The organism is Spirulina subsalsa PCC 9445 (assembly GCF_000314005.1).
Taxonomy (GTDB): domain Bacteria; phylum Cyanobacteriota; class Cyanobacteriia; order Cyanobacteriales; family Spirulinaceae; genus Spirulina_A; species Spirulina_A subsalsa.
The window spans coordinates 1,436,094-1,457,476 of record NZ_JH980292.1; the positions used below are offsets into that span (position 1 = coordinate 1,436,094).

The 21,383-nt window shown below is 48.7% G+C and carries 15 protein-coding genes and 1 pseudogene; 12 read left to right on the top strand and 4 right to left on the bottom strand.

From position 1 onward, the window contains the following. Positions 1–137: 137 nt before the first annotated feature. The gene (locus SPI9445_RS0106745) at positions 138–1,565 is read right to left on the bottom strand and encodes a glycosyltransferase family 2 protein (protein WP_017303973.1); all 1,428 of its coding nucleotides are present in this window, start codon (positions 1,563–1,565) and stop codon (positions 138–140) included. Beyond that, positions 1,523–2,164: a hypothetical protein gene (locus SPI9445_RS28270; RefSeq protein ID WP_071525262.1), complete on the bottom strand. Its 642-nt coding sequence runs from the start codon at positions 2,162–2,164 to the stop codon at positions 1,523–1,525. The genes SPI9445_RS0106745 and SPI9445_RS28270 overlap by 43 nt, the downstream gene beginning before the upstream one ends. Between SPI9445_RS28270 and SPI9445_RS0106755 the strand changes: the two genes are divergently transcribed. From SPI9445_RS0106755 to SPI9445_RS0106775, 5 genes are all read left to right on the top strand, one after another. Beyond that, on the top strand, positions 2,121–3,341 hold the full coding sequence (locus tag SPI9445_RS0106755; RefSeq protein ID WP_017303975.1) for a bifunctional sterol desaturase/short chain dehydrogenase: 1,221 nt from the start codon (positions 2,121–2,123) through the stop codon (positions 3,339–3,341). The two genes, SPI9445_RS28270 and SPI9445_RS0106755, sit on opposite strands and share 44 nt — an antisense overlap. A gap of 191 nt (positions 3,342–3,532) precedes the next feature. Beyond that, positions 3,533–4,000 (top strand): hypothetical protein, encoded by a 468-nt coding sequence (locus SPI9445_RS0106760; RefSeq protein ID WP_017303976.1) that lies wholly within the window; start codon positions 3,533–3,535, stop codon positions 3,998–4,000. A 358-nt stretch (positions 4,001–4,358) separates the two neighbouring features. Next, complete coding sequence (locus SPI9445_RS0106765) at positions 4,359–5,786, top strand: hypothetical protein (RefSeq protein WP_017303977.1); 1,428 nt, start codon at positions 4,359–4,361, stop codon at positions 5,784–5,786. A gap of 152 nt (positions 5,787–5,938) precedes the next feature. After that, positions 5,939–8,017, top strand: coding sequence for an NACHT domain-containing protein (locus tag SPI9445_RS0106770; RefSeq protein ID WP_017303978.1), 2,079 nt, complete (start codon positions 5,939–5,941; stop codon positions 8,015–8,017). A gap of 244 nt (positions 8,018–8,261) precedes the next feature. Then, a complete protein-coding gene (locus tag SPI9445_RS0106775; RefSeq protein WP_017303979.1) occupies positions 8,262–8,477 on the top strand; it encodes a hypothetical protein in 216 nt (71 codons plus the stop codon). 640 nt (positions 8,478–9,117) lie between these two features. On the opposite strand, the gene SPI9445_RS0106785 is transcribed toward SPI9445_RS0106775, so the two are convergent. Beyond that, positions 9,118–9,612, bottom strand: coding sequence for a glutathione peroxidase (locus SPI9445_RS0106785; RefSeq protein ID WP_026079589.1), 495 nt, complete (start codon positions 9,610–9,612; stop codon positions 9,118–9,120). 117 nt (positions 9,613–9,729) lie between these two features. Here SPI9445_RS0106785 and SPI9445_RS0106790 point away from each other — a divergent pair, with 117 nt between their 5' ends. The 4 genes from SPI9445_RS0106790 to SPI9445_RS0106805 all read left to right on the top strand — a co-directional run bounded on the left by SPI9445_RS0106790 (position 9,730) and on the right by SPI9445_RS0106805 (position 12,840). After that, positions 9,730–10,035 carry a hypothetical protein gene (locus tag SPI9445_RS0106790; protein ID WP_237747934.1) on the top strand — a complete coding sequence of 102 codons (306 nt, stop codon included), beginning with the start codon at positions 9,730–9,732 and terminating at the stop codon, positions 10,033–10,035. After that, positions 10,025–10,807: a hypothetical protein gene (locus SPI9445_RS24625; protein ID WP_164674478.1), complete on the top strand. Its 783-nt coding sequence runs from the start codon at positions 10,025–10,027 to the stop codon at positions 10,805–10,807. The genes SPI9445_RS0106790 and SPI9445_RS24625 overlap by 11 nt, the downstream gene beginning before the upstream one ends. A gap of 20 nt (positions 10,808–10,827) precedes the next feature. Continuing rightward, positions 10,828–11,604: a segregation/condensation protein A gene (locus tag SPI9445_RS0106800; RefSeq protein ID WP_017303984.1), complete on the top strand. Its 777-nt coding sequence runs from the start codon at positions 10,828–10,830 to the stop codon at positions 11,602–11,604. 78 nt (positions 11,605–11,682) lie between these two features. Continuing rightward, the gene (locus SPI9445_RS0106805) at positions 11,683–12,840 is read left to right on the top strand and encodes a nucleotidyltransferase family protein (protein WP_017303985.1); all 1,158 of its coding nucleotides are present in this window, start codon (positions 11,683–11,685) and stop codon (positions 12,838–12,840) included. Between the two features lie 234 nt (positions 12,841–13,074). Here the strand turns inward: SPI9445_RS0106805 and SPI9445_RS31590 are convergent, their stop codons facing one another. Continuing rightward, entirely contained in the window at positions 13,075–13,206 is a 132-nt protein-coding gene (locus SPI9445_RS31590) for a hypothetical protein (protein WP_272943227.1), read from the bottom strand. Positions 13,207–13,312: 106 nt separating this feature from the next. Between SPI9445_RS31590 and SPI9445_RS0106810 the strand changes: the two genes are divergently transcribed. The 3 genes and pseudogenes from SPI9445_RS0106810 to SPI9445_RS27390 all read left to right on the top strand — a co-directional run bounded on the left by SPI9445_RS0106810 (position 13,313) and on the right by SPI9445_RS27390 (position 21,211). Continuing rightward, entirely contained in the window at positions 13,313–14,551 is a 1,239-nt protein-coding gene (locus SPI9445_RS0106810) for a type IV pilus twitching motility protein PilT (RefSeq protein WP_017303986.1), read from the top strand. A gap of 232 nt (positions 14,552–14,783) precedes the next feature. Next, a pseudogene (locus tag SPI9445_RS26920) lies at positions 14,784–15,130 on the top strand (hypothetical protein); the annotation flags it as partial. Positions 15,131–15,205: 75 nt separating this feature from the next. After that, a complete protein-coding gene (locus SPI9445_RS27390) occupies positions 15,206–21,211 on the top strand; it encodes a PAS domain S-box protein (protein WP_017303987.1) in 6,006 nt (2,001 codons plus the stop codon). Positions 21,212–21,383 lie beyond the last annotated feature (172 nt).

Below are 21,383 nucleotides of genomic sequence, written 5' to 3' on the forward strand. Positions count from 1 at the left end.
GGCAGGGGAGCAGGGGGGCAGGGGGGCAGGGGAGACGAGGAATTAAGACTTATTCCCTATCACCTATTCCCTATTCCCTATTACCCATTCCCTATTCCCTATTCCCCGTTCCCCGTTCCCTGTTCCTTATTCCCTATTCATGCTAAACGTTCCTCACTCCCTTGGTGAACGGTTTTAACCCACTTTAGGCGCTTGGGCCGAATGGACATCCGCCCTGTTGTGGCTACCATGACCACAATCCAATGACACATATAGAGGGTCCCGCGTAAACTTTGCCCCCAATACCCCAACAACTGGGCAAAGGATAAGGGAGAAGGGCGATTAATGCGAGATAACCCCACAGACATTCCTACAAAGGCAAAAGGCACCGTCAGGGCAGAGAGAGGGGCTAAAACGGAACCGTGATGGCGTAGGATCATCATCATCACATCGGGGACTAAGGCCGTGGGGAAAATGTACTGGGTCATGACAAACATGAGCAAATCGACGGTTTTCACAAAACCCATTGGTTTGCGCAGAATTAACCGCCAGTAGTCTAAATAACGTTGATAGCCCCCTTCTGCCCAACGACTGCGTTGGTGCCAGAGGGCTTGGGGGCGGGTGACTCCTTCTTCATAAACGGCAGGGAAGAGACAAAAATCAATGTCCCAGTCGTCTAAATGGAGACGAATGGTTAAATCTAAATCATCGGTGATGGTTTCCTCATTCCACCCCCCACAACTGGCTAGGGCTTTCCGACGGACAAATTGACCATTGCCCCGTAGTTCCCCGATGCCCCCAATGGCGACCCGTTGCTGTTGGAAATAACTATCGAGTGCCATTTCGGTGGTTTGGCCTTTCGTCCAGAAGTTTAGCCCTGTATTGCTGATGGCTTTGCGCACTTGTACCGCGCCCACATTTTCCGGTCGAAACATCGGCACAACACGACGCAAGATGTCTGATGTCACAACGGCATCGGCATCAAATACGCCGATAATGTCTCCTTGAGTTTGGGGTAAGACTTGATTAAGGGCTCCGGATTTGCCTCCTCCGGCATTGGGGGGACGATGGACAACCCGCAGTTGAGGATAATCTAGGGCTAAAGCGTCTAAAATTTCTGGCGTGCGATCGCTGCTGGCATCATCAATCACCCAAACCTCATACTTATCTTGGGGATAGTCCACCGCGCACAGGGTTTTTACTAAGCGCTCAATCACAGCCTCTTCATTTTTGGCGGCCACCAGTAAGGACACGGTAGGGGCAGAGGCTAATTGTCCCTCGGTGAGGGGCAGAGGATCGGCGGCAGGTTTGGCTACAATGAGGCGTAAACAATAGACGGCTAAAATCCCTGTAACACTGATGACCAGCCAAGTTCCCCAGGCGACGAGGTGCAGGGTAATCACAATCCCCCAGATCATAATCAGGGTAAAGGCTGCTTTGCGCCGACGACCTTCTAAACCGAGAAAGAAATCACTGTTAAAGTCTTCTTCATCTTCTACGGGATCAGACCATTCCGCTAATAGGGAGGTTAGGGGATCGAGTTCTAAATCAGTTTCTTCAGGTTTAGACCAAAAATTATCGGACATAGCAGGTTCTCAATGGGGGTAAGGTGCCAGAATAAGAGACGGGAGCGCGAATCGCCGAGGATAGGCAGATATCTACTGTTTGCAATTCTAACCAATACTGGTTCAATCCTCGTGGGAATTGTCAAAATCTCTGTCTTGGGGAATTGGGAACAGGGAACGGGGAATGGGGAACGGGGGGAGGGGGAGAGGCAATCTCCCAACTCCCCAAAAAACCCCAACTCCCGACTCCCGACACCCGACTCCCGACACCCGACACCCGACTCCCAACTCCCGAAAAAACCCCGACACCCGACTCCCGACACCCGATTCCCGACACCCGATTCCCGACACCCGACACCCGACTCCCAACTCCCAACTCCCGAAAAAACCCCAACTCCCGAAAAAACCCCAACTCCCGAAAAAACCCCGACTCCCGAAAAAACCCCGACTCCCGACTCCCGACTCCCGACTCCCGAAAAAACCCCGACTCCCGACTCCCCTTCCCCCTTCCCTAGACCATCCCGAAACCGATATACTTCTGGGGCAACCCTTAGTGAAATGGCGTGACGGTTTAGAATGAATGAGTGGTTAATAGCGATCGCAGCCTCAATTCTTTCCATTTTGTGGGTGGAGTTGATTCGGGACATCTATCACCTCTTGGCGCACCTTTGGCCGCCGTTGTATCGCTTGCACGTCTGGCATCATCGGGTCTTTCGTCGCGACCTAACCCCGGTGAGTGAGGAAATCTACCGTCAAGCCCACTGGTACAATGATGTCCCAGAGGCCTTAGTCATGTTGAGCTTTAGTCTTCTGCCCGGACTGTTGGCTTGGATTTGGGCTTTCCCTCATGGGGAACTGGTTTGGCTGGGAACGGTTTATACGGTAGGCTTTTTGTTAAGTGCGATCGCCCGAGGGAGTGGTTTAGCCTATGCGGACGAACTCACAGACTTAACCCATCGTCCGGGTCCCTTCGCGGAAATCCCCGCCCATTGGTTAGTCAATCGAACCTATCACTGGCGGCACCACTTCGACGACCAACAGGCCTACTATTGCGGAACTTTTACTTTTGTCGATCAAATTATGGGGACGGCATTATCACTCAAAGGCAAACGGATTGCAGTAACAGGCGCTTCCGGCACAATGGGGCGGGCGTTATTAACCCACCTCAAAGCTAAGGGAGCCAAGGTTATCGCCCTAACCTCTCGTCCCGAGGCCGTGATGTTAGACGGGGAGACTACCCCCCTGAAAACCCTCACCTGGCAAGTCGGGGAAGAATCAGCCTTAGCGGAAGAATTGGAGAAAATCGATATCCTGATCTTGAATCATGGCGTGAATGTTCATGGGGATTGTCAGGAAAATGCGATCGCCCAATCCTACGAAATTAACACCTTCTCCAGTTGGCGACTGTTAGAACTCTTCCTCAAAACCGTCCGCACCAACGACCACATCGCCACCAAAGAAGTCTGGGTCAACACCTCCGAAGCCGAAGTAAACCCCGCCTTTAGCCCCCTCTATGAACTCAGCAAGCGCACCCTGGGCGATTTAATCACCCTACGTCGTTTAGATGCCCCCTGCATCATTCGCAAAGTCATCCTCGGCCCCTTTAAAAGCAACCTCAACCCCATTGGCATCATGTCCGCCGATTGGGTCGCCCGACAAGTCATCAAACAAGCCCAACGAGACACCCGCAACATCATTGTCACCATTAACCCCATCACCTATCTCGCCTTCCCCCTGAAAGAGTTTTTCGTCTCCAGTTACTTTAAACTCTTCACCCAGCGTAGGGGGAATTCATGAAGTCCCCCTACCTCAACCCATGAATTCCCTCCACCACAACCTATTTAGGATCGCTATAGCGATACAATGAACTTGATCTAAGCAGGTGGCTACACCGTCGGTCAGAGTGCCTTTCAAAAGTCAATCCCCCAACACTCCCACCCGTTTTACTGCCCCTTGCGCCGTTTTTTTATTGACCAAACAAAAGAGTTATGACACCAGAAACCTCCAACACCCCCGACAGTTCTAAACCCTATACTCCCGACTTTCAAAACCTTGATAGTAGTTTTGAACATAACCCTGCGACCGTTCCCGAAACTCCCGTTGTGGAAATTCCTCCAGAAGATATTGAGGCATTAATGGCCTATTTAAACACCATTAAAGCCTTTACCCAATTGGCGCAAAGTTCCTTTATCTTGCCCCCCCGCGCTAAAGAAAACTTACCCAAACTAACGGAAAAACTCAACAATTTACCCGAAGAAACGCCTAAAGCTGTGGCTCGGGCGATTAACATTTGGTGTAATAGTCAAGGTTCACCAGATTTATTAACCGATTTAAACGACCGAGAAAGTAACTTATCGCGTCAGGAGTCTAGTGATTCTCCTCCCGGTGCAGAAGACTTAAAACAACAAATTGCAGAAAGTATTGCAGCGTTAAAACAAGTCTTACCTTCGGCTTAATGTCATTGACAGATTGAGTGAATGATTCACCGAAAGACGGGAACATTCAAAAACCCAGTTTCTTAAAACTTTTCTCCCATTTAAGGCGAGTTTCTAACGAGAAACTGGGTCATGCTAAACCTAGGAGGAAATAGTTAAGTTGTTGGGTTTCGCTTTCCCTGCACCCAACCTACGGATATTCTTATTCTAATTCAAGTCGTAGGGTGCGTCACAAGGAATAACTTGGGTAATAACCCAATCACTAAAGTCCTGACGCACCATCTTTCACAACAAATTAGACAACAAAAACGCCTGCTTGTGTATAGAGCAGAGCTAGGGTAAATCCAGATCAACTCTAGTGAATTCAGGAAAAAATAACATGATTGATGAACCAATTTATGCCCCCAATATTTATCTATTTGCCTTTCAAAATGCAAAATTTATCGTTTCAGATAATCGGGGGGAATTGGTTGATCCGAAGTGGATTTATAAAACCAGTGAAACCATTCTAAATCAATTCCATCTGGATATTAATGAGATTCATTTTGAATTAAAATCAGGAAATTTTCCACCAACTCGCATTCATTTATTAGATAATAATGAGCAAAAAAGCAGCTTACCGATTGATTTATCCGTTCCCCTAGAACATGAGGGACAAAACAGCTTAAAAGGGCGGATTTATCCCCTGTGGATTGAGGATAGTTACGCCCTCGGCTTAAATATTCGCTACCCCCAAGGAGAAGGGGTGGATGCTGTTGCTATTGATGACCTCAAAAACTTTAACCCCGCTAGTTGTTTTGCTCGACAAACCATTAGCAGTAACCTAGGGCAAACGGTTTTAATTACGGGTTTTTTGAACCAAGAACAACAACGGAAAAAAACCAAGGAATTAAGGAAACTTGCTGATGAGTGTTATCGAATTTTTACCGGGTTAAATCAATCGGTTAGCCCTCCCCAAGAATTACCCTTTTATAAAACAGGTAAGTTATTCGGTAGCCCCATTTTTGAGTATGGGGTTCCCTGCCATGAAGATCCCAACGGTCATATTTTAATCTGGTTTTTCTTTTCTGAGTCTACCAGCGAAAACTTTATTGACTGTTATCAGCAATTCACCGACATTTTTTGTTACCGAAACAAGGTAATTAAAGCCTATGAAAATAGTCAACTGGACTATCAACAGGGGATTCAGATCTGCAAAGATTTAGAACAAGATATTGCGGAAATTAAGAACTTTTCCAATGATGCGACCTTGAGAGAGCAGGAACTGCAAAACCTGAAGCTGAAACTGAAACATTTGCTCAAAACAGCGTTAGATTATTCTCAAATTTTGCGCAATCTCGAATATAACTACAACTCCATTAAGATTAATATGGAGAATTATCAGGAAAAACTGAGCGAGGTTGTGCAACGGTTGCAGAAATTGGGACATTGGCGGAATGCGGACTTAGTATTTTTAGAGGAGTTTTATCAACAGGATTGCCCGAAATATCAAGCCCAGATTCAGGCGAATTTGTTCTATTTGCGTCATGGATTGCAGTTGTTGGATCAGGCGATCGCAACCATTCGCGGGATTACAGAGATTGATCAGGCCGAGCGCGATCGCACCCTCCACACCCTAATCCTAGTCATTGGCGTAGGAGTTGGCACCGGGGTAATATTTGCCCAGAATTTCTCTCACCCAGAAACCCCCACAGACGACAATCCCCCAACCCCTCCAGCCCTCCAAACCTTCAGTTACAGTTTAGGAGTCGGCCTCTCATTTGCCCTGCTAACCTATCTTTGCCGGAGATTCTGGAAAAACCGATAAAAAAACCATCCCCCCGTAACCCCCCCGTCAAACCCCCCGTAAACTCCCCGTAGGTTGGGTGAAGGCAGCGCAACCCAACACCCCCCCGTGTGATCTTCATTCGTGGCTTTTCTGTAAGCTATAAGAGGAACAATTGGCTAGGTTAACCATCCATGCCCATCGACCCCGCTTTTCTCCAAATCCTGCTCATGCTGGTTATTACCATCCCCCTACTCTGTTGGTTAATCAACCAGTTACCCTCCCTGCAAGCTGTACCCGGCAAAACCCCCCTAATCATTGTCAATATTCTCGCCTTATTGCTCATCGTAGCCCAACTCCAATGGGTACCACCAGACAACCCCCAACCCCATCACCTCTACACCCAACAAGTTCTAGAATGGGCTAAATTGCCCTGCTATGTCATCTTGTTCAGCAGTCTATTGTATCTAGGGGGGATGACTTGGGGGCAACGCCAAAACGGGTTAGTGGCTACTTATTCCACCCCCGAACTTTTAGAATACAGGAAAACACTCCTCGCCATCCAACAAGAATTAATTCATTTAGTCGCCGAACCCCAACCGGAACAGGTGGGAAAACCTTCCCAATTAGCCCTATCATCCCCAGCAAAGCCTTCTTTGTCGGACAAATGGCAAAAACTGCCTAAATTAATCTTTCGGCGGGAAAACAGGGCAGAAAAAGGCAAACCGATTCGGGAGGTTTTTCAGGAGTCTCGGCAGCGATTGTTAATTTTAGGAGAACCGGGTTTTGGGAAAACAACTTTATTGCTAGATTTAGCGGGAGAATTACTGGAAGAAGCCGCACAAAATGCTGAGGCACCTTTACCCATTATTTTTGAACTTTCAGCCTGGAAAAACGATAAACAATCGATTGCCGACTGGTTAGCCACAGACCTTAAAGACCGCTACAATATCCCCTTAGATTTGACGAAAGGTTGGTTAGAGAAGGGTCATTTATTGCCCTTGTTCGATGGTTTGGATGAATTGGGTTTAGTCCGGCAACAGGCTTGTATTGAACGACTGAATGAGTTTTTGGGGTTAAATGGGGGAGTATTTCCTGTGGTCGTTTGTTATCGTTATGAGGAGTATTTAGCGGGGGATAAAATTTTTTCAGGTTTACATAGATCTGTTTCTTTACAGCCCCTCACTGATAGACAAATTGAACGTCATTTGCGCCGTTTAAACTATGATCATCTTTGGGCAGATATTCAAAGGGATAAAGAGGGATTATTGGCGTTAGCGCGGACTCCTTTATTTCTGTACTTAATTTCTCTGGCTTATCCTGAAGGAATCCCCCAAGGTAAGCCCCAGGGTGAGGATTTGGAATTCTATCAAAAGCAGGTGCGGGGGCGGTTATTTGATGCTTATATTGACCGGAAGTTAACGGACTATTGGGTGAAGAAGCAGGGGGGGAGCAAGGCGTTAAGGACGGCGGAAGTTAGTCGGGCGAGGGGCTATCTGACTTGGTTGGCACGGCAGTTAAAGGAGCGGAATCAGACGGAGTTTTTATTGGAGAAAATGCAGCCTGATTGGTTGGAAAATGGGGGAGTAAGAGTTATTTACAAGATGATTTACGGGCTGATTGGAGGGCTGATTTTCGGGCTAATTGTTGGGCTGATTTTCGGGCTGATTGGAGGGCTGATTTACGGGGTAATTTATGGGATCATTATAGGTCAAAGTAATGATATAGATCCAATTGAAATGTTTACTTATTCTTGGAATAATATAAAGGATGGGCTGATTGTTGGGCTAATTCTTGGGCTGATTGTTGGGTTGATTGTTGGGCTAATTGTTAGGCTAATTGTTGGGCTGATTGTTGGGTTGATTGTTGGGCTGATTGTTGGGCTTACAAAAGGAGATGTTAAAACAAAAATTTACCCCAATCAAGGAATTATTGAATCGGCAAAAAATACTGTTGTTATTAGCATTATGTACTATCCGCTCGGTGTATTTTTAATGTTTTTATTCCGTTACGCGACGGGTCAAGAAGCTAGCCTAAAAGCTGCTCTGTTAGAGGGAATCCCTATAGCATTGTTGTTCGCATTATTGACCACAGGTTTACCTGTTATTCAACACTATATCCTCCGTTTTCTTCTGTGGAGGAGTGGTGCAATTCCCCTCAATTATGTTGCCTTTCTCAATCGAGCTTGTGAGCAAAAAATCCTCAAGCGGGTGGGGGGACACTATCGCTTTGTTCACGACCTTTTACGGGAACATCTCGCCACCACATCCTAACCCAGAAACCGGGTTTCTTGCATTGCTCTGTTTTCCCACGACACCTGAACAGAAACCCGGTTTCTTGATTTGAGGAGGGGGGTGTTGGGTTGCGCTTTCCTATGCCTAACCTACGGGAGGGTTGACGCGGGGGGTTTCTTCATTTTACCCTCAATGGGTGACTTTTAGCCGTTGACGCAAGTCAGGAAAAGTGTAATTTTGTTATATTGAAAATGATCAAGTTTGCATTTTTAACAAGAGAAAAATGATGACCCCTAAAAACTTTGCAGAAATTTTAGAATCCGCCGAGCAGTTGTCTATTGAAGAGCAAGAAGACTTAGTTCGCATTTTACAAAGTCGTCTGCGCGATAGCCACAGAGCCGACCGCATTCGAGATGTTCAAGAAGCACAAAATGAGTTCGCAGAAGGTAAATGTCACCCCGTTACTCCTCAAGAACTGATGGAGGAAATTCTTTCATGACTTTTACTTTATTACGTTCGAGTGCTTTCATTCGGGAGGCTCGAAAAAATGTAAAAAAGTATCCCCAAGTGGCAGAGAAAATCGGAAGAACTTTAGAATTATTGTGTACAGATCCCTTTCACCCCCAATTACGAACCCAAATGAAATGCTATACAACGTTATCGTGAGAGTTAGCTAAACTTTCCGCAAAACGACAGGAACGGATTAAAGCTAGAGCGGATAAAATTTATCTTGAAGAACTGAATTTAAAGTATTTGCAAGAGGTTTTAGGATTGTCTGAAGATGACTTAGAGCAATATTTAACGGAATCGCATCCCAGAGTTTCTTGATTTTACGCTGGGGGGTGTTGGGTTGCGCTTCGCTTCACCCAACCTACGGGGGTTTGAGGTGGGGGGCATCTACTCAGAAACCGGGTTTCTTGCATTCCTCTGTTTTCCCACGACACCTGAACAGAAACCCGGTTTCTTGATTTGAGGAGGGAGGTGTTGGGTTACGCTAACGCTTCACCCAACCTACGGGGGGGTTTTACGCGGGGAGGTGTTGGGTTGCGCTTCGCTTCACCCAACCTACGGGGGTTTGAGGTGCGGGGGGCATCTACTCAGAAACCGGATTTCTACACCTCTCCGTTTTCCCTTAGCACTTATAGCAAGGCCTCAATATCTTTGGCTAAATCTTCTGGCTTGGCTGTGCTGGCATAGCGTTTAACAACTTTACCATTACGATCGACCAGAAATTTAGTGAAGTTCCACTTAATCCCCTCTGTGCCAAAAATGCCGGGTGCAGCGTTAGTCAAGTATTGATAGAGTGGATGGGCATTATTGCCATTCACGTCGATTTTCTGAAACAGTGGGAAGGAAACCCCAAAGTTGGTTTCACAGAAGGATTGAATCTGGTTTGAGTTTCCGGGTTCTTGCCCGCCAAATTGATTACAGGGAAATCCTAAAACAACTAATCCCCGGCTGGCATATTTTTCATACAAGGCTTGTAGTCCTTTGTACTGGGGGGTAAAACCGCACTGACTCGCGGTGTTGACAATCAGTAAAACTTTGTCTTTATAGGTGTTTAATGGCACTGACTCGCCTTTAATGCTTGTTGCAGAAAATTCGTAAATTGATGCAGGTGCTTGTGCTGTCATTGGGTTAACCCGTTCTTTAATGGGAAATATTATTCCGAGATTCTACTACGACCCTTTAGGAATTGACCAGTGTAGATCACGCCCTAGCGGTAGTTGCCCTCAATTAACCAGAATCTCTTGACGTGGGGGGGTGTTGGGTTGCGCTATCGCTTCGCCCAACCTACGGGGGGTTTTCGGGGGGGTGTTGGGTTGCGCTATCGCTTCACCCAACCTACGGGGTTTTCGGGGGGTGTTGGGTTGCGCTATCGCTTCACCCAACCTACGGGGGGTTTTCGGGGGGGTGTTGGGTTGCGCTATCGCTTCACCCAACCTACGGGGGTTTTCGGGGGTTTTTCGGGGGGTGGGGGATGGTTGCCGAAATTAGAGACTTTGCTTTTGTGGATTTCTTTAGAAAATTATCGGATGGAAATACATGGTGAATAAAAGACGCTGGTTGAGTGCCGGAATGATGGCGGTTATGGTTTTAATGGCGGGCTGTGGGACTCCTGAGAGTAACGCCCCTTCTGGTGAGGAACAGGAAACCCCCACAACAACGGCACCCTCTCCCTCAGAAGTGACTCAATCCCCCCCTAATACAACCCCAGCGTCGGGCGGAAGGTCTAGCGCCCCGGAGGAGGAGGTTGTCACCAGTTACCCTCAACGGGCGACTTTTACCCGTTTACAGGCGGGGGATTTAATGTGTTATACCCAAGTGATGGATCCTCAAGGTCAGGTGTTTGATTTGGGGGCGACCTTTGAATTGTGCGATCGCCAATCGGAATTACTCAACCAAACGGTACGCCTCCTCTATAGCCTAGAGAATGTCGCGGACTGTGAAAGTAACGAACCCTGCGGCAAAACTCGCCAAGAAACGTTAATTTCTGAGGTGGTGCTATTAGGAGACAGTTGGCAAGTCTGGAGTAATGGTCAGTGGACTGTCACCGTGGGACGAATGGAACTCGGAGATATTGGCAGCCAAGGCATGACCTACTATGGTTGTGATGCCCAAAACAATTGTCTCGCCCTTGAAGATGGGATGACCATTTGCCGCAATGGAATCTGTAATATGACTTGGAGTAATGGGGATTACACCTATACCCTGTCCAGTGAAATGCGGGAAGAGGGAGACGGCCCCACTCGTCTCTTGGTGTTTCAAGGGGAACGGGAACTGGTCAATGCACCGGGGATGAGAATTGTGGAAGCCAGCGACTCCTAAACCCTTGATAGTTCTAGCCTATGGCCATTAATCTCGCTCAAGAAGCGATCGCCGTCTTACTCGACCTCGCCCAACGGGGAGAAATTGACCCCTGGGATGTGCAGGTGATTGAAGTCATCGACCGTTATCTGAGTAAACTTGCCCTAACCGGAGATTTAGAACCCGGCAAAGAAACCGCCGACCTGCCCCAGTCTGGCCAGGCCTTCCTCTGGGCTTCTATGCTGGTATTGCTCAAAGCAAACACCCTAGATGAAGTCGAGGAGGAGCAGGAAGCCGAGGAAATCGGGGAATTTGACTCCGATGACCTAGCGCGCCCTGAACGGGCTTTACCGACCCGTCTAGAGCAGCATATTCGCCGCCGTCCTTCTGCCCCCCCTTTGCGGAGAAGACGAGTCACCCTACAGGAGTTAATCGAACAGATTGAGGCTATGGCCGTGGTGTTGGAGTCCAAACCCGCTAAACCGAGAGTGCGATCGCGTTCTCCCTCTCGACGAGAAGCCCTGCGCACCATTGCCGAACTCGCCCATAACGAAAACCTAACGGAAATGGCCGGCCTATTAGACCAATTTTTGAGCCAAAATTTCCAGCAAATCGCCGGAGAACAAGAGACAATCGCCCTCGACCAACTGGTGGCCTTCTGGAGCCAACAGCAAGGGCAACCCACAGCGCCTCAACCCTCCATCCATGACCGAGTAGGGGTATTTTGGGCGCTCCTCCTGCTCTCCTCACAATCCAAAGTGGAACTAGAACAGGAGGAATTTTATCAAGACCTGACCATTAAGCCCATTTCCCCCTGATAGAGGATCAGGGATTGGGATACAATCAAACAAGACAAACGCAGATTTACAGTCAAGGTTCGAGGGGAAAGTATAACGATGAAAGCCATGATTCTGGCGGCTGGGAAAGGAACAAGGGTTCGTCCAATTACCTACACCATCCCAAAACCATTGATCCCGATTTTGCAAAAACCCGTGATGGAGTTCCTCCTAGAACTCCTGCGTCAGCATGGCTTTGATCAAGTTATGGTCAATGTCAGTCACCTCGCCAATGAGATAGAAAGCTATTTTCGCGATGGTCAACGCTTTGGGGTGGAAATTGCCTATTCCTTTGAAGGGCGGATCATGGATGGTCAGCTAGTCGGGGAAGCCCTGGGCTCCGCTGGGGGCCTGAGACGGATTCAAGATTTTTCCCCTTTTTTCGATGATACCTTTATTGTTCTCTGCGGGGATGCCTTGATTGACTTGGATTTGACTGAAGCGATTCAATGGCATAAATCCAAAGGTGCGATCGCTACCATTGTCACCAAAACCGTCCCCAAAGACCAAGTATCCAGTTATGGCGTAGTTGTCACCGACGAAGAAGGCCGCATCAAAGCCTTCCAAGAAAAACCCCCCGTCGAAGAAGCCTTAAGCACCATGATCAACACCGGGATTTATATTTTTGAACCCGAAGTGATTGATTATATTCCCTCTAACCAAGTCTTTGATATTGGGGGCGATTTATTCCCCAAATTAGTCGAAAGTAACGCCCCCTTTTATGCCATTGCTCGGGAGTTTCAATGGGTTGATATTGGTAAAGTTCCCGACTATTGGCACGCCATTCGCAGCGTCTTACAAGGGGATGTCCGCAACGTAGCCATTCCGGGAAAAGAAGTTTTTCCGGGAGTTTATACCGGATTAAATGTAGTGGTGAACTGGGATAAAGTCCACGTCAAAGGCCCCGTTTATATTGGCGGCATGACCTGCATTGAAGACGGAGCAACCATTATCGGCCCCACCATGATCGGCCCGAGTTGTCATATTTGTAGTGGTGCAACAGTGGATAATAGTGTAATTTTTGAATATTCCCGTCTGGGTGCAGGCATTCGGTTAGTTGATAAGTTAGTTTTTGGTCGCTATTGTGTCGATAAAAATGGCGCAACCATTGACGTTCAAGCCGCCGCCTTAGACTGGTTAATTACCGATGCTCGACAATCTCCCCCCCATAAAGAACCGGCCGAACGGATAGCCATAGAGGAGTTATTGAGGGAGTGAACTACCCCACCCTGCCGAGGCGCGAGGATGGAGCTTCCTGATTCAATGGGAAGTGCTTTCTATACCGAAATATAGCGAGTCTTATCTTCCCTCCCCAGGCAGAAGTCCTAGTTCCTAAGACCCAAATTTTCTCTTGCAACACAGCCCTTTTTAGCTTGGTTTTCGCTTTGGGAGTTAGTGGTCAAGTCCATCCGGTCCCTGCAAGCGAGGAAGGGGAATTCCGCAACATTTTTGTTAAAGCAGGGGAGCAGGGGAGAGGGGAGCAGGGGAGAGGTTGATTATTTTTCCCGACACCCGACACCCGATTCCCGACACCCGACTAGCAGACTTTCTCACCCAGCGTTGTTGACCAGTCCAGTCAGTCAACACCCTCCCCCCTCGTTTGGGGAGAACTGCGGTTTAATGGAGAAAGGTTAATCACAAAACCTTGAGCCCAGCAGTCTGCTTTAACACCACACGGAGTTGTTTTGTTATGACACAATCCCAACGCCCCCCCGCCCCTCCCCGTCGTCCTCCTGCGGCACCGCCCCCACCGGGACGGGGTACCGCAGCGTCGGATGTCACCCAACAGATGGCTGTACCCGCCCGGGGGGGAGGTCGTCCCATTGCTCCAGCTATTGCCAAATCTGACAAACCCCAACGCACCCCCGGACATCCTTCCATGGAGGAGATTATTAACCGGGCGAACAAAGACGGGTTCTCCGATATTCACTTAGGAGTAGGGGAAGAACCGAGAGTGCGCGATCGCGGTGAGATGATGAAACTTGATTATCCCATCACCGACGAGAACACCTTCTGGAGTTGGATGCACGAAATTGTTACGGAACAGGAAATCCAACAGTTCAAAGATACTAAAGAACTAGACACCGCGAAACAATACGACTTTGCCCGAGTCAGGATTAACGTCTTTGACACCCTCACCGGGCCGGCCATCGTCATGCGGTTGATTCCCCTAAAAATCCTGACCATGGAGCAGTTACGCTTACCCCCCGTGTTTAAGGATATCTCCGACGCACACAAGGGCTTAATCCTAGTCACCGGCCCCACCGGATCCGGGAAGTCCACCACGATGGCGGCAATGGTGGACTATATCAACAAAGAACACTCCAAACATATCATCACTATTGAAGACCCCATTGAATTCATCCATAAAAGCCAAAAATCCCTAGTCAAACACCGAGAAGTCGGTACCCATACCCTCCTGTTTGATAACGCCCTTAAAGCCGCCTTACGGGAAGATCCTGACCTGATTCTAGTGGGGGAAATGCGGGATAAAGGCACGGTGAACACAGCCCTCAAAGCCGCACAAACGGGTCACTTAGTGATGGGAACCTTGCACACCAACAGTGCAGTTAAAACCATTGAGCGGATTTTGAACTTATATACAGCAGAAGAACAAAATTCCATGCGGATTGCTTTGGCTGAATCAGTTGTGGCGATTATTGCCCAAGGGTTATGTCGCACCACTGATGGCAAACGGGCAGCCTTTCATGACATTTTAATCAATACCGAAACCATGAAAGAATATATTGCTAAAGGGAATTATGAGGAAATGCACGAGTTGATGAAACAAGGGGAATTTGATGGGATGCTGACCATGAATCAAGCCCTGTATAACTTATATCAAGAGGGTCGGATTACGGAAGAAACGGCGTTAGAAAAATCTCCCACCCCCAACGAAATGGCTCAAATGCTACGCGGTCGGGTTTAACTACGGCTTGCTGAATAAGTTCAAGAATCGGGAATCGGGAGTCAGGAGAGGGGGAGCAGAGGAGCAGCAGAGAGGGGGAAAGGGAATAGGGAATAATTCTTGATTCCTCAACTCCCGACACCCGATTCCCGACACCCGGACTTATCGGAAAATTGGGTTTAAAACCCCGTCCTTCTAGGAAGGCTTTATGTTTTTCGTGTTAAGATAAGGACGAGGTGAATGGGTCGATGCCATAATCGTGTACGAGTTCAAGCTCAAAGGGAAACACAAGCAATATCAAGCCATAGACGAAGCCATTCGCACTAGCCAATTCATTTCAAATAATTGCTTGCGCCACTGGATGGATAACCAAGATATGAAGCTAGACAAGTACGCCTTAAATAAATGTTGTGCCGTATTGGCGGCTGAGTTTCCTTTTGCCAATGAACTCAACTCAATAGCTAGGCAATCGGCGGCGGAACGTTTTGGGTCGGCAATAGCTCGGTTTTACCACAACTGCAAGAACAAGATTAAAGGGAAAAAGGGGACCCTAAATTTAACAAAAATTGCCGTTCAGTTGAATATAAATCATCTGGATGGCTGTCTAACGGCGAGTCAATGAATGTAGAATCCCCACACCTTTAGGTCTGGGAGTGTCAATTTCGTGAAATGACTATGCAGAGCCATTCCTTCTCCTCCATTGACGTAACCGAGGCGATTTGTCCCCGTCCTCACGTCATTTCCCCCACGGCAACCGTCCTTGAAGCCATTGCTCTGATGAGTGGCTTATCCGCTCCAGAAGTTGCCCCACCTGACCCCCAAGACCCCCATTCAACGGACTTATCCCCCCTAGCCCCCCTTTGGAAGGGGGGGAAAGAGGGGGGGGAAGAGGGGGGGGGAATCTCTAGTTGTGTTTTGGTCGTAGTCGAAAGGGATTCCGACGAAACCCAAGGGCAACGGGTTGTAGGAATTTTGACGGAACGGGATATTGTCCGCTTGAGCGCCCAACAGCAGGATATTAGAGAACTGTCTGTGGGTGAGGCGATGACCCAACCTGTTCTGACACTCCGCCCCTCAGAACTTACGGATATTTTCAGTCTTTTACAGTTTCTGGAACAGCATCACCTGCGCCATGTCCCCATTGTCGATGAACAAGAGCGACTGATGGGGCTAATCAGCCACGAAACCTTACGAAACCTTGCCCGTCCGGTGGATTTGTTGCGCTTGCGGTCTGTGCAGGAGGTGATGACTCAGACGGTTCTGACAGCTTCGCCGGATGCTTCTCTGTTGGAGATTGCTCAGTTATTGGCCGAAAATCGGCTCTCTTCTGTCATTCTTACCCGCCCTCTGGCAGGAGGGGACTTAGGGGAGTATCCGGTGGGAATTGTGACTGAGCGAGATGTGGTGCAATTCCAAGCACTGGGGGGAAACTTTGGGGAGATTCTGGCGGAAGAGGTGATGAGTTCCCCCCTGTTTACCCTGCGCCCCGATGCCGACCTCTGGACAGCACAACAAGCGATGGAAAAACGCCGGATTCGGCGAGTGGTTGTGACAGGAGAGGGCGGAGAACTGTTGGGAATTGTCACACAAACTAGCTTGCTCCGGTCATTTAACCCCCTTGAACTGTATCGTCTCGCGGAAGTCTTAGAACAAAAAGTCGCTCGCTTAGAGGCGGAACGGGTGACTCTGCTGGAACGTCGGACTCAGGAACTTGAACAACAAGTGCAAGAACGAACCCAGACCATTGAAGCCCAGGCGGAGCGTGTCCGTCTCTTGTTGGATATCGCCACTAGCCTGCGGAATTCCCTCGATTTGGGGACGATTCTCCAGACGGCTGTGGATGAAGTGCGGCGGGTCTTGGAGTGCGATCGCGTGATGATCTACCAACTAGAGGAAGGCTTGAGGGGAGAGATTATCGCGGAATCGATGATTTCCGGTGGGCGTTCTGTGCTGCATCGGGAAGCGAATGATCCCTGTGTGACTCCAGAGTGGCTAGAATCCTATCGTCAAGGTCGGGTGCGGGTGGTGCGGGATATTTATGAGGAATCCCTGAGTCTGTGCCATCAGGAGATGTTGTTAAGCTTTGAGATTCGAGCCAAGTTGATGGTGCCGATTGTGTTGGAGGAGCATCTCTGGGGGTTAATGATTGCCAGTTACCGCGACCAGCCGCGAGACTGGCAAACTTGGGAAGTCGAACTGTTGCAAGCCCTGTCTTTACAATTGGCGATCGCACTGCAACAAGCCGGCCAACACCAACAACTCCAGAACGAAATCCGGGAACGGCAACAAGCCGAACAAGACCTAGCCGCCCTCAATGCCCAACTAGAAGCCCGGGTCGCCCAACGCACCGCCGAACTAGAAAGCCGGGAAGCCCGCTATCACGCCCTCATGGAAGGGGCCAGCGATGCTATTCTCTTGGCTACCCCCCAAGGCTACATCATTGAGGCCAACGCCGCCGCCGAGGAATTATTTGGCTACTCCCGCTCAGAATTAACCCAACTTCACTACTCCCAACTCTGTCCCCCCGAAGAGTTACAGCCCGTGACTCAGGTCTGGCAATCCTTGGTGAATCCCCAACAGCGCGTTCTCTGGGATGGATTTATCCTCCATGCCGAGGGCCATTCAATTCCCATAGCCCTTTCGGGAACCATGATTGAAGTGGGGGATAGTATCATTTTTCAAGGCATTTTCCGGGATATTAGCGCTCGTCAACAAGCCGAAGCCGCCTTAGCGAAACTCTCCCAACGGTTAAGCATTGCCCTCTCCTCGGCCGCTCTAGGCTGTTGGGAGTGGGATATTGCCCAAAATTGTCTGACTTGGGATAAGCGGATGTATGCCCTCTATGGGGTTGAATCTCGTGTTCCCCCAGATGACCCGTCCACGGTCACGGTGGCCTATGAAGTCTGGTCTAAGGGAGTCCACCCCGAAGATCGTCAACGGACGGAAACCCTGCTCCAACAAGCGCTATTAGGAGAGGCGGAATACAATACCGAATTTCGGGTAGTCCATCCCGATGGCAGCCTGCACTATATTCGGGCTTATGGGGTAGTCCTGCGGGATGCGGCCGGCCATCCCCAAAGTATGATTGGGGTGAACTTAGATGTCACGGATACCCATGAAGCTCAACGGGAGTTGCAGGCCAGTGAAACCCGTTTTCGGCAAGTGTTTGATTCTAATGTGGTGGGCATGATGTTCACTAACTTTGTTGGAGAGATTACCGAGGCCAATGATCGTTTTTTAGCCATGCTGGGCTATAGTCGGGATGACCTCCACGCCGGACGACTGAACTGGGCGGACTTGACTCCCCCAGAATATCAACAGCAGGATGTAGAAGCCATCTATCATCTGCTGACCTATAATTCCATTGACCCCTTTGAAAAGGTCTATCTCCACCGAGACGGGCATCCCGTGGCTGTGTTGCTGGGCGTGGCGATGGTTTGCCCGGCCGAGGGAACTTGTGTCTGTGTGGTGGTGGATATTAGCGATCGCAAACAGGCCGAAATTGCCCTACAAGAAAGCCAACTGCGCTTAGAACTGGCTCTAGAATCTTCCAATACTGGCCTATGGGACTGGAATATGCAAACCGGGGAGCTTTGGTTTAATAAACAGTGGAAAACCATGTTGGGGTACGGGGAAGATGAGCTTGAAAACCAGTTGAGGGAGTGGGAAAGTCGCGTTCACCCCGATGACTTACCCCAGACCTACCAAGAGGTGGAACAGCATATAAAAGGACAAACCGACGTTTATCGCAATGAACATCGTCTACGGGGTAAAGATGGCTCCTATCACTGGGTTTTAGCCCAGGGGCGTATTGTGGAACGGGATGGGGTGGGCAACCCCCTGCGCTTTATTGGCACCCATACGGATATTAGCGATCGCAAAAACAACGAACTGGAACGCCAAAAACTGCTCCAAGAACTGAGTTCCTTTAAATTTGCCCTAGATCAATCGGCTATTGTTGTCACCACAAACCTCAAGGGTCAAATTCTCTACATCAATGACCGTTTTGAGTCCATTTCCGGCTATAGCCAACCAGAAATTCTAGGCAAAACCCCTCAGATCCTCAATTCTAAATACCATCCCCCGGGATTTTTCGCCCATCTCTGGACAACCATTTTAAACGGTCAAGTCTGGCGCAACGAAATTTGTAACCGCGCCAAGAATGGCCAAATCTATTGGGTTGATGCAACCATCATCCCCTTTCTCAACCCCCAAGGCCAACCCACTCAATTTTTATCTATTCAATTTGATATTACCTCCCGTAAACAGGTAGAACTCGACCTAGCCAGTAGCAACTCTCTCCTCTCCACCATTACCCATGCTCAAGCACAATTCATCACGGCTGCCAATCGTCTGACGATTTTTGAAGGCCTGTTAGAAAGTCTCCTAGAGTTAACCCATAGTGAATATGGATTTATTGGTGAAGTCCTCTTCCAAGGGGATGGAACCGCCCACATGGAGGAAAATTTTCTCAAAATCCGTGGAGTTCCCTATTTACAAACCCATAGCATTACTAATATTGCGTGGGATGCCGCCACAGAGCAATTCTATCAAAACAATTATGAAAAAGGGATGGAATTTACCAACCTCAAAACCCTCTTTGGTGCAGTCATTTTGACCGGAAAACCCGTCATTGCTAATCAGGCCCCCACGGATCCCCGTCGAGGAGGTATCCCCAAAGGCCATCCCCCCCTAGAGGCCTTTTTAGGGATTCCCTTCTTTAAAGGCCCTGAACTTATTGGCATGGTGGGAATTGCCAATCGTCCGGGAGGCTATAACGAGGGCATCATTGCAAGACTTGGGCCATTCTTAACCACCTGTAGTAATTTGATTGAAGGCTATCGCATGGATCGCCATCGGCAAAAAGCCGAGGCCATGATTGCCCAGCAACTTCGACAGCGCACCGTTCTGGGTCAGATTGTCCAACAGATTCGTGAATCCCTCAACCTACAAGAAATTTTAGCCATTACCACCCAACGGGTGCGGGAAATTTTGCAAGGGGATCGGGTCATTGTCTTCCGTTTCTGTGACCTGGGTAGGACGTGCATTTTTGAAGAAGCTGTCGCTGAAGATTTGCCAAGTCTCAAATACATGAACTGGGAGGATGAACAATGGTCGTCAGAAATCCTCCAGTTTTATTGGCAAGGCCAGCCCCGAATTGTTCCAGATGTCATGAATGATCCTTTAACTCCTTGTCTCTTGGACTATTCTCGCCAGGGACAGATTCAATCTAAGATTGTTGCGCCCATTTTGCAGGAAATCCACAATGGAGAAAGGGGTAATGGGGAAATAGATCCTTGGACAGATCCGGAGTCCGGGAATAAACTTTGGGGCCTCTTGGTGATTCATGCCTGCCATGAAAAACGGATTTGGCAAGAGTCCGAGGCTGAACTTTTACAGCAAATTGCCAACCAACTAGCGATCGCCATCCGACAATCCCGCCTCTTTGAACAGTTACAAGAGGAACTCACCGAACGTCAACAAACCCAAATCCAACTCACCCAACGCAATGAAGAACTGATCCGCGCTACCCGACTTAAAGATGAGTTTCTGGCCAATATGAGCCACGAACTCCGCACCCCCCTGAATGCTATCTTAGGCATGACGGAAGGACTACAGGACGGTGTATTTGGCTCAGTCAACGAGGGTCAACGGAAAGCCTTAAGCACCATCGAACGCAGTGGCTCCCATTTATTGGCCTTGATTAACGATATTTTGGATCTGGCCAAGATTGAATCCGGGCAGGTAGAGTTAGAATGTGCGCCAACGGCCATCGCCTCTTTGTGTCAATCCAGTATCACCTTTGTCAAACAACAAGCCCTCAAAAAGCATCTTCACCTCTCGGTTAATTTGCCCGTAAACCTGCCCGATATTGTGCTAGATGAGCGGCGCATTCGTCAGGTGTTAATTAATCTGCTCAACAATGCCGTTAAATTTACTCCCGAAGGGGGGCGCGTGACCTTAGAGGTTACGTTACCTACCCCAGAACAAAACAGCCTCCCCCATCTCCGATTTTCCGTCATTGATACGGGCATTGGTATCACGCCAGAAAATTTAAAAAAACTGTTTCAACCTTTTATTCAAATTGACAGCGCTCTCAATCGTCAATATCAAGGGACTGGTTTAGGTTTAGCCGTCACTAAACGGATTGTTGAACTTCATGGCGGACAAGTTGGGGTCAGCAGTGAAGAGGGAAAGGGGAGTTGTTTTATGATTGATTTACCCTATCAGGCCTCGGTGGTTTTTGCCCCACAGACTAACTCTGAGTCGCATTTTGACCCCCATGATCTGGCAACCCAATCACCGGGTAAATCGTCTCCCTTACTGCTATTAGCGGAAGATAATGAAGCCAATATCAGCACCATTTCCAGCTATTTAATGGCGAAAGGCTACCGGATTGAAGTGGCAAAAAATGGTCAGGAGGCTATTCATCAGGCGGTGGCTTTATCTCCCGATTTAATTCTGATGGATGTTCAAATGCCCGGAATGGATGGACTAGAGGCGATGAAACGGATGCGGGAGATTCCTGAGTTGGCGACAACGCCCATCATTGCTTTAACGGCGTTGGCGATGGACAGTGATCGCGATCGCTGTTTACAAGCGGGGGCTGATGAATACTTGAGTAAGCCCGTCAAATTAAAACAATTAACGCTGACTATTCAAGGCCTCCTAAAGTCTTAAGTAAGCCCGTATTAGTGAACTACCCCACCCTGCCTAGGCGCGAGGATGGAGCTTCCTGATTCAATGGGAAGTGCTTTCTATACCGAAATATAGCGAGTCTTATCTTCCCTCCCCAGGCAGAAGTCCTAGTTCCTAAGACCCAAATTTTCTCTTGCAACACAGCCCTTTTTAG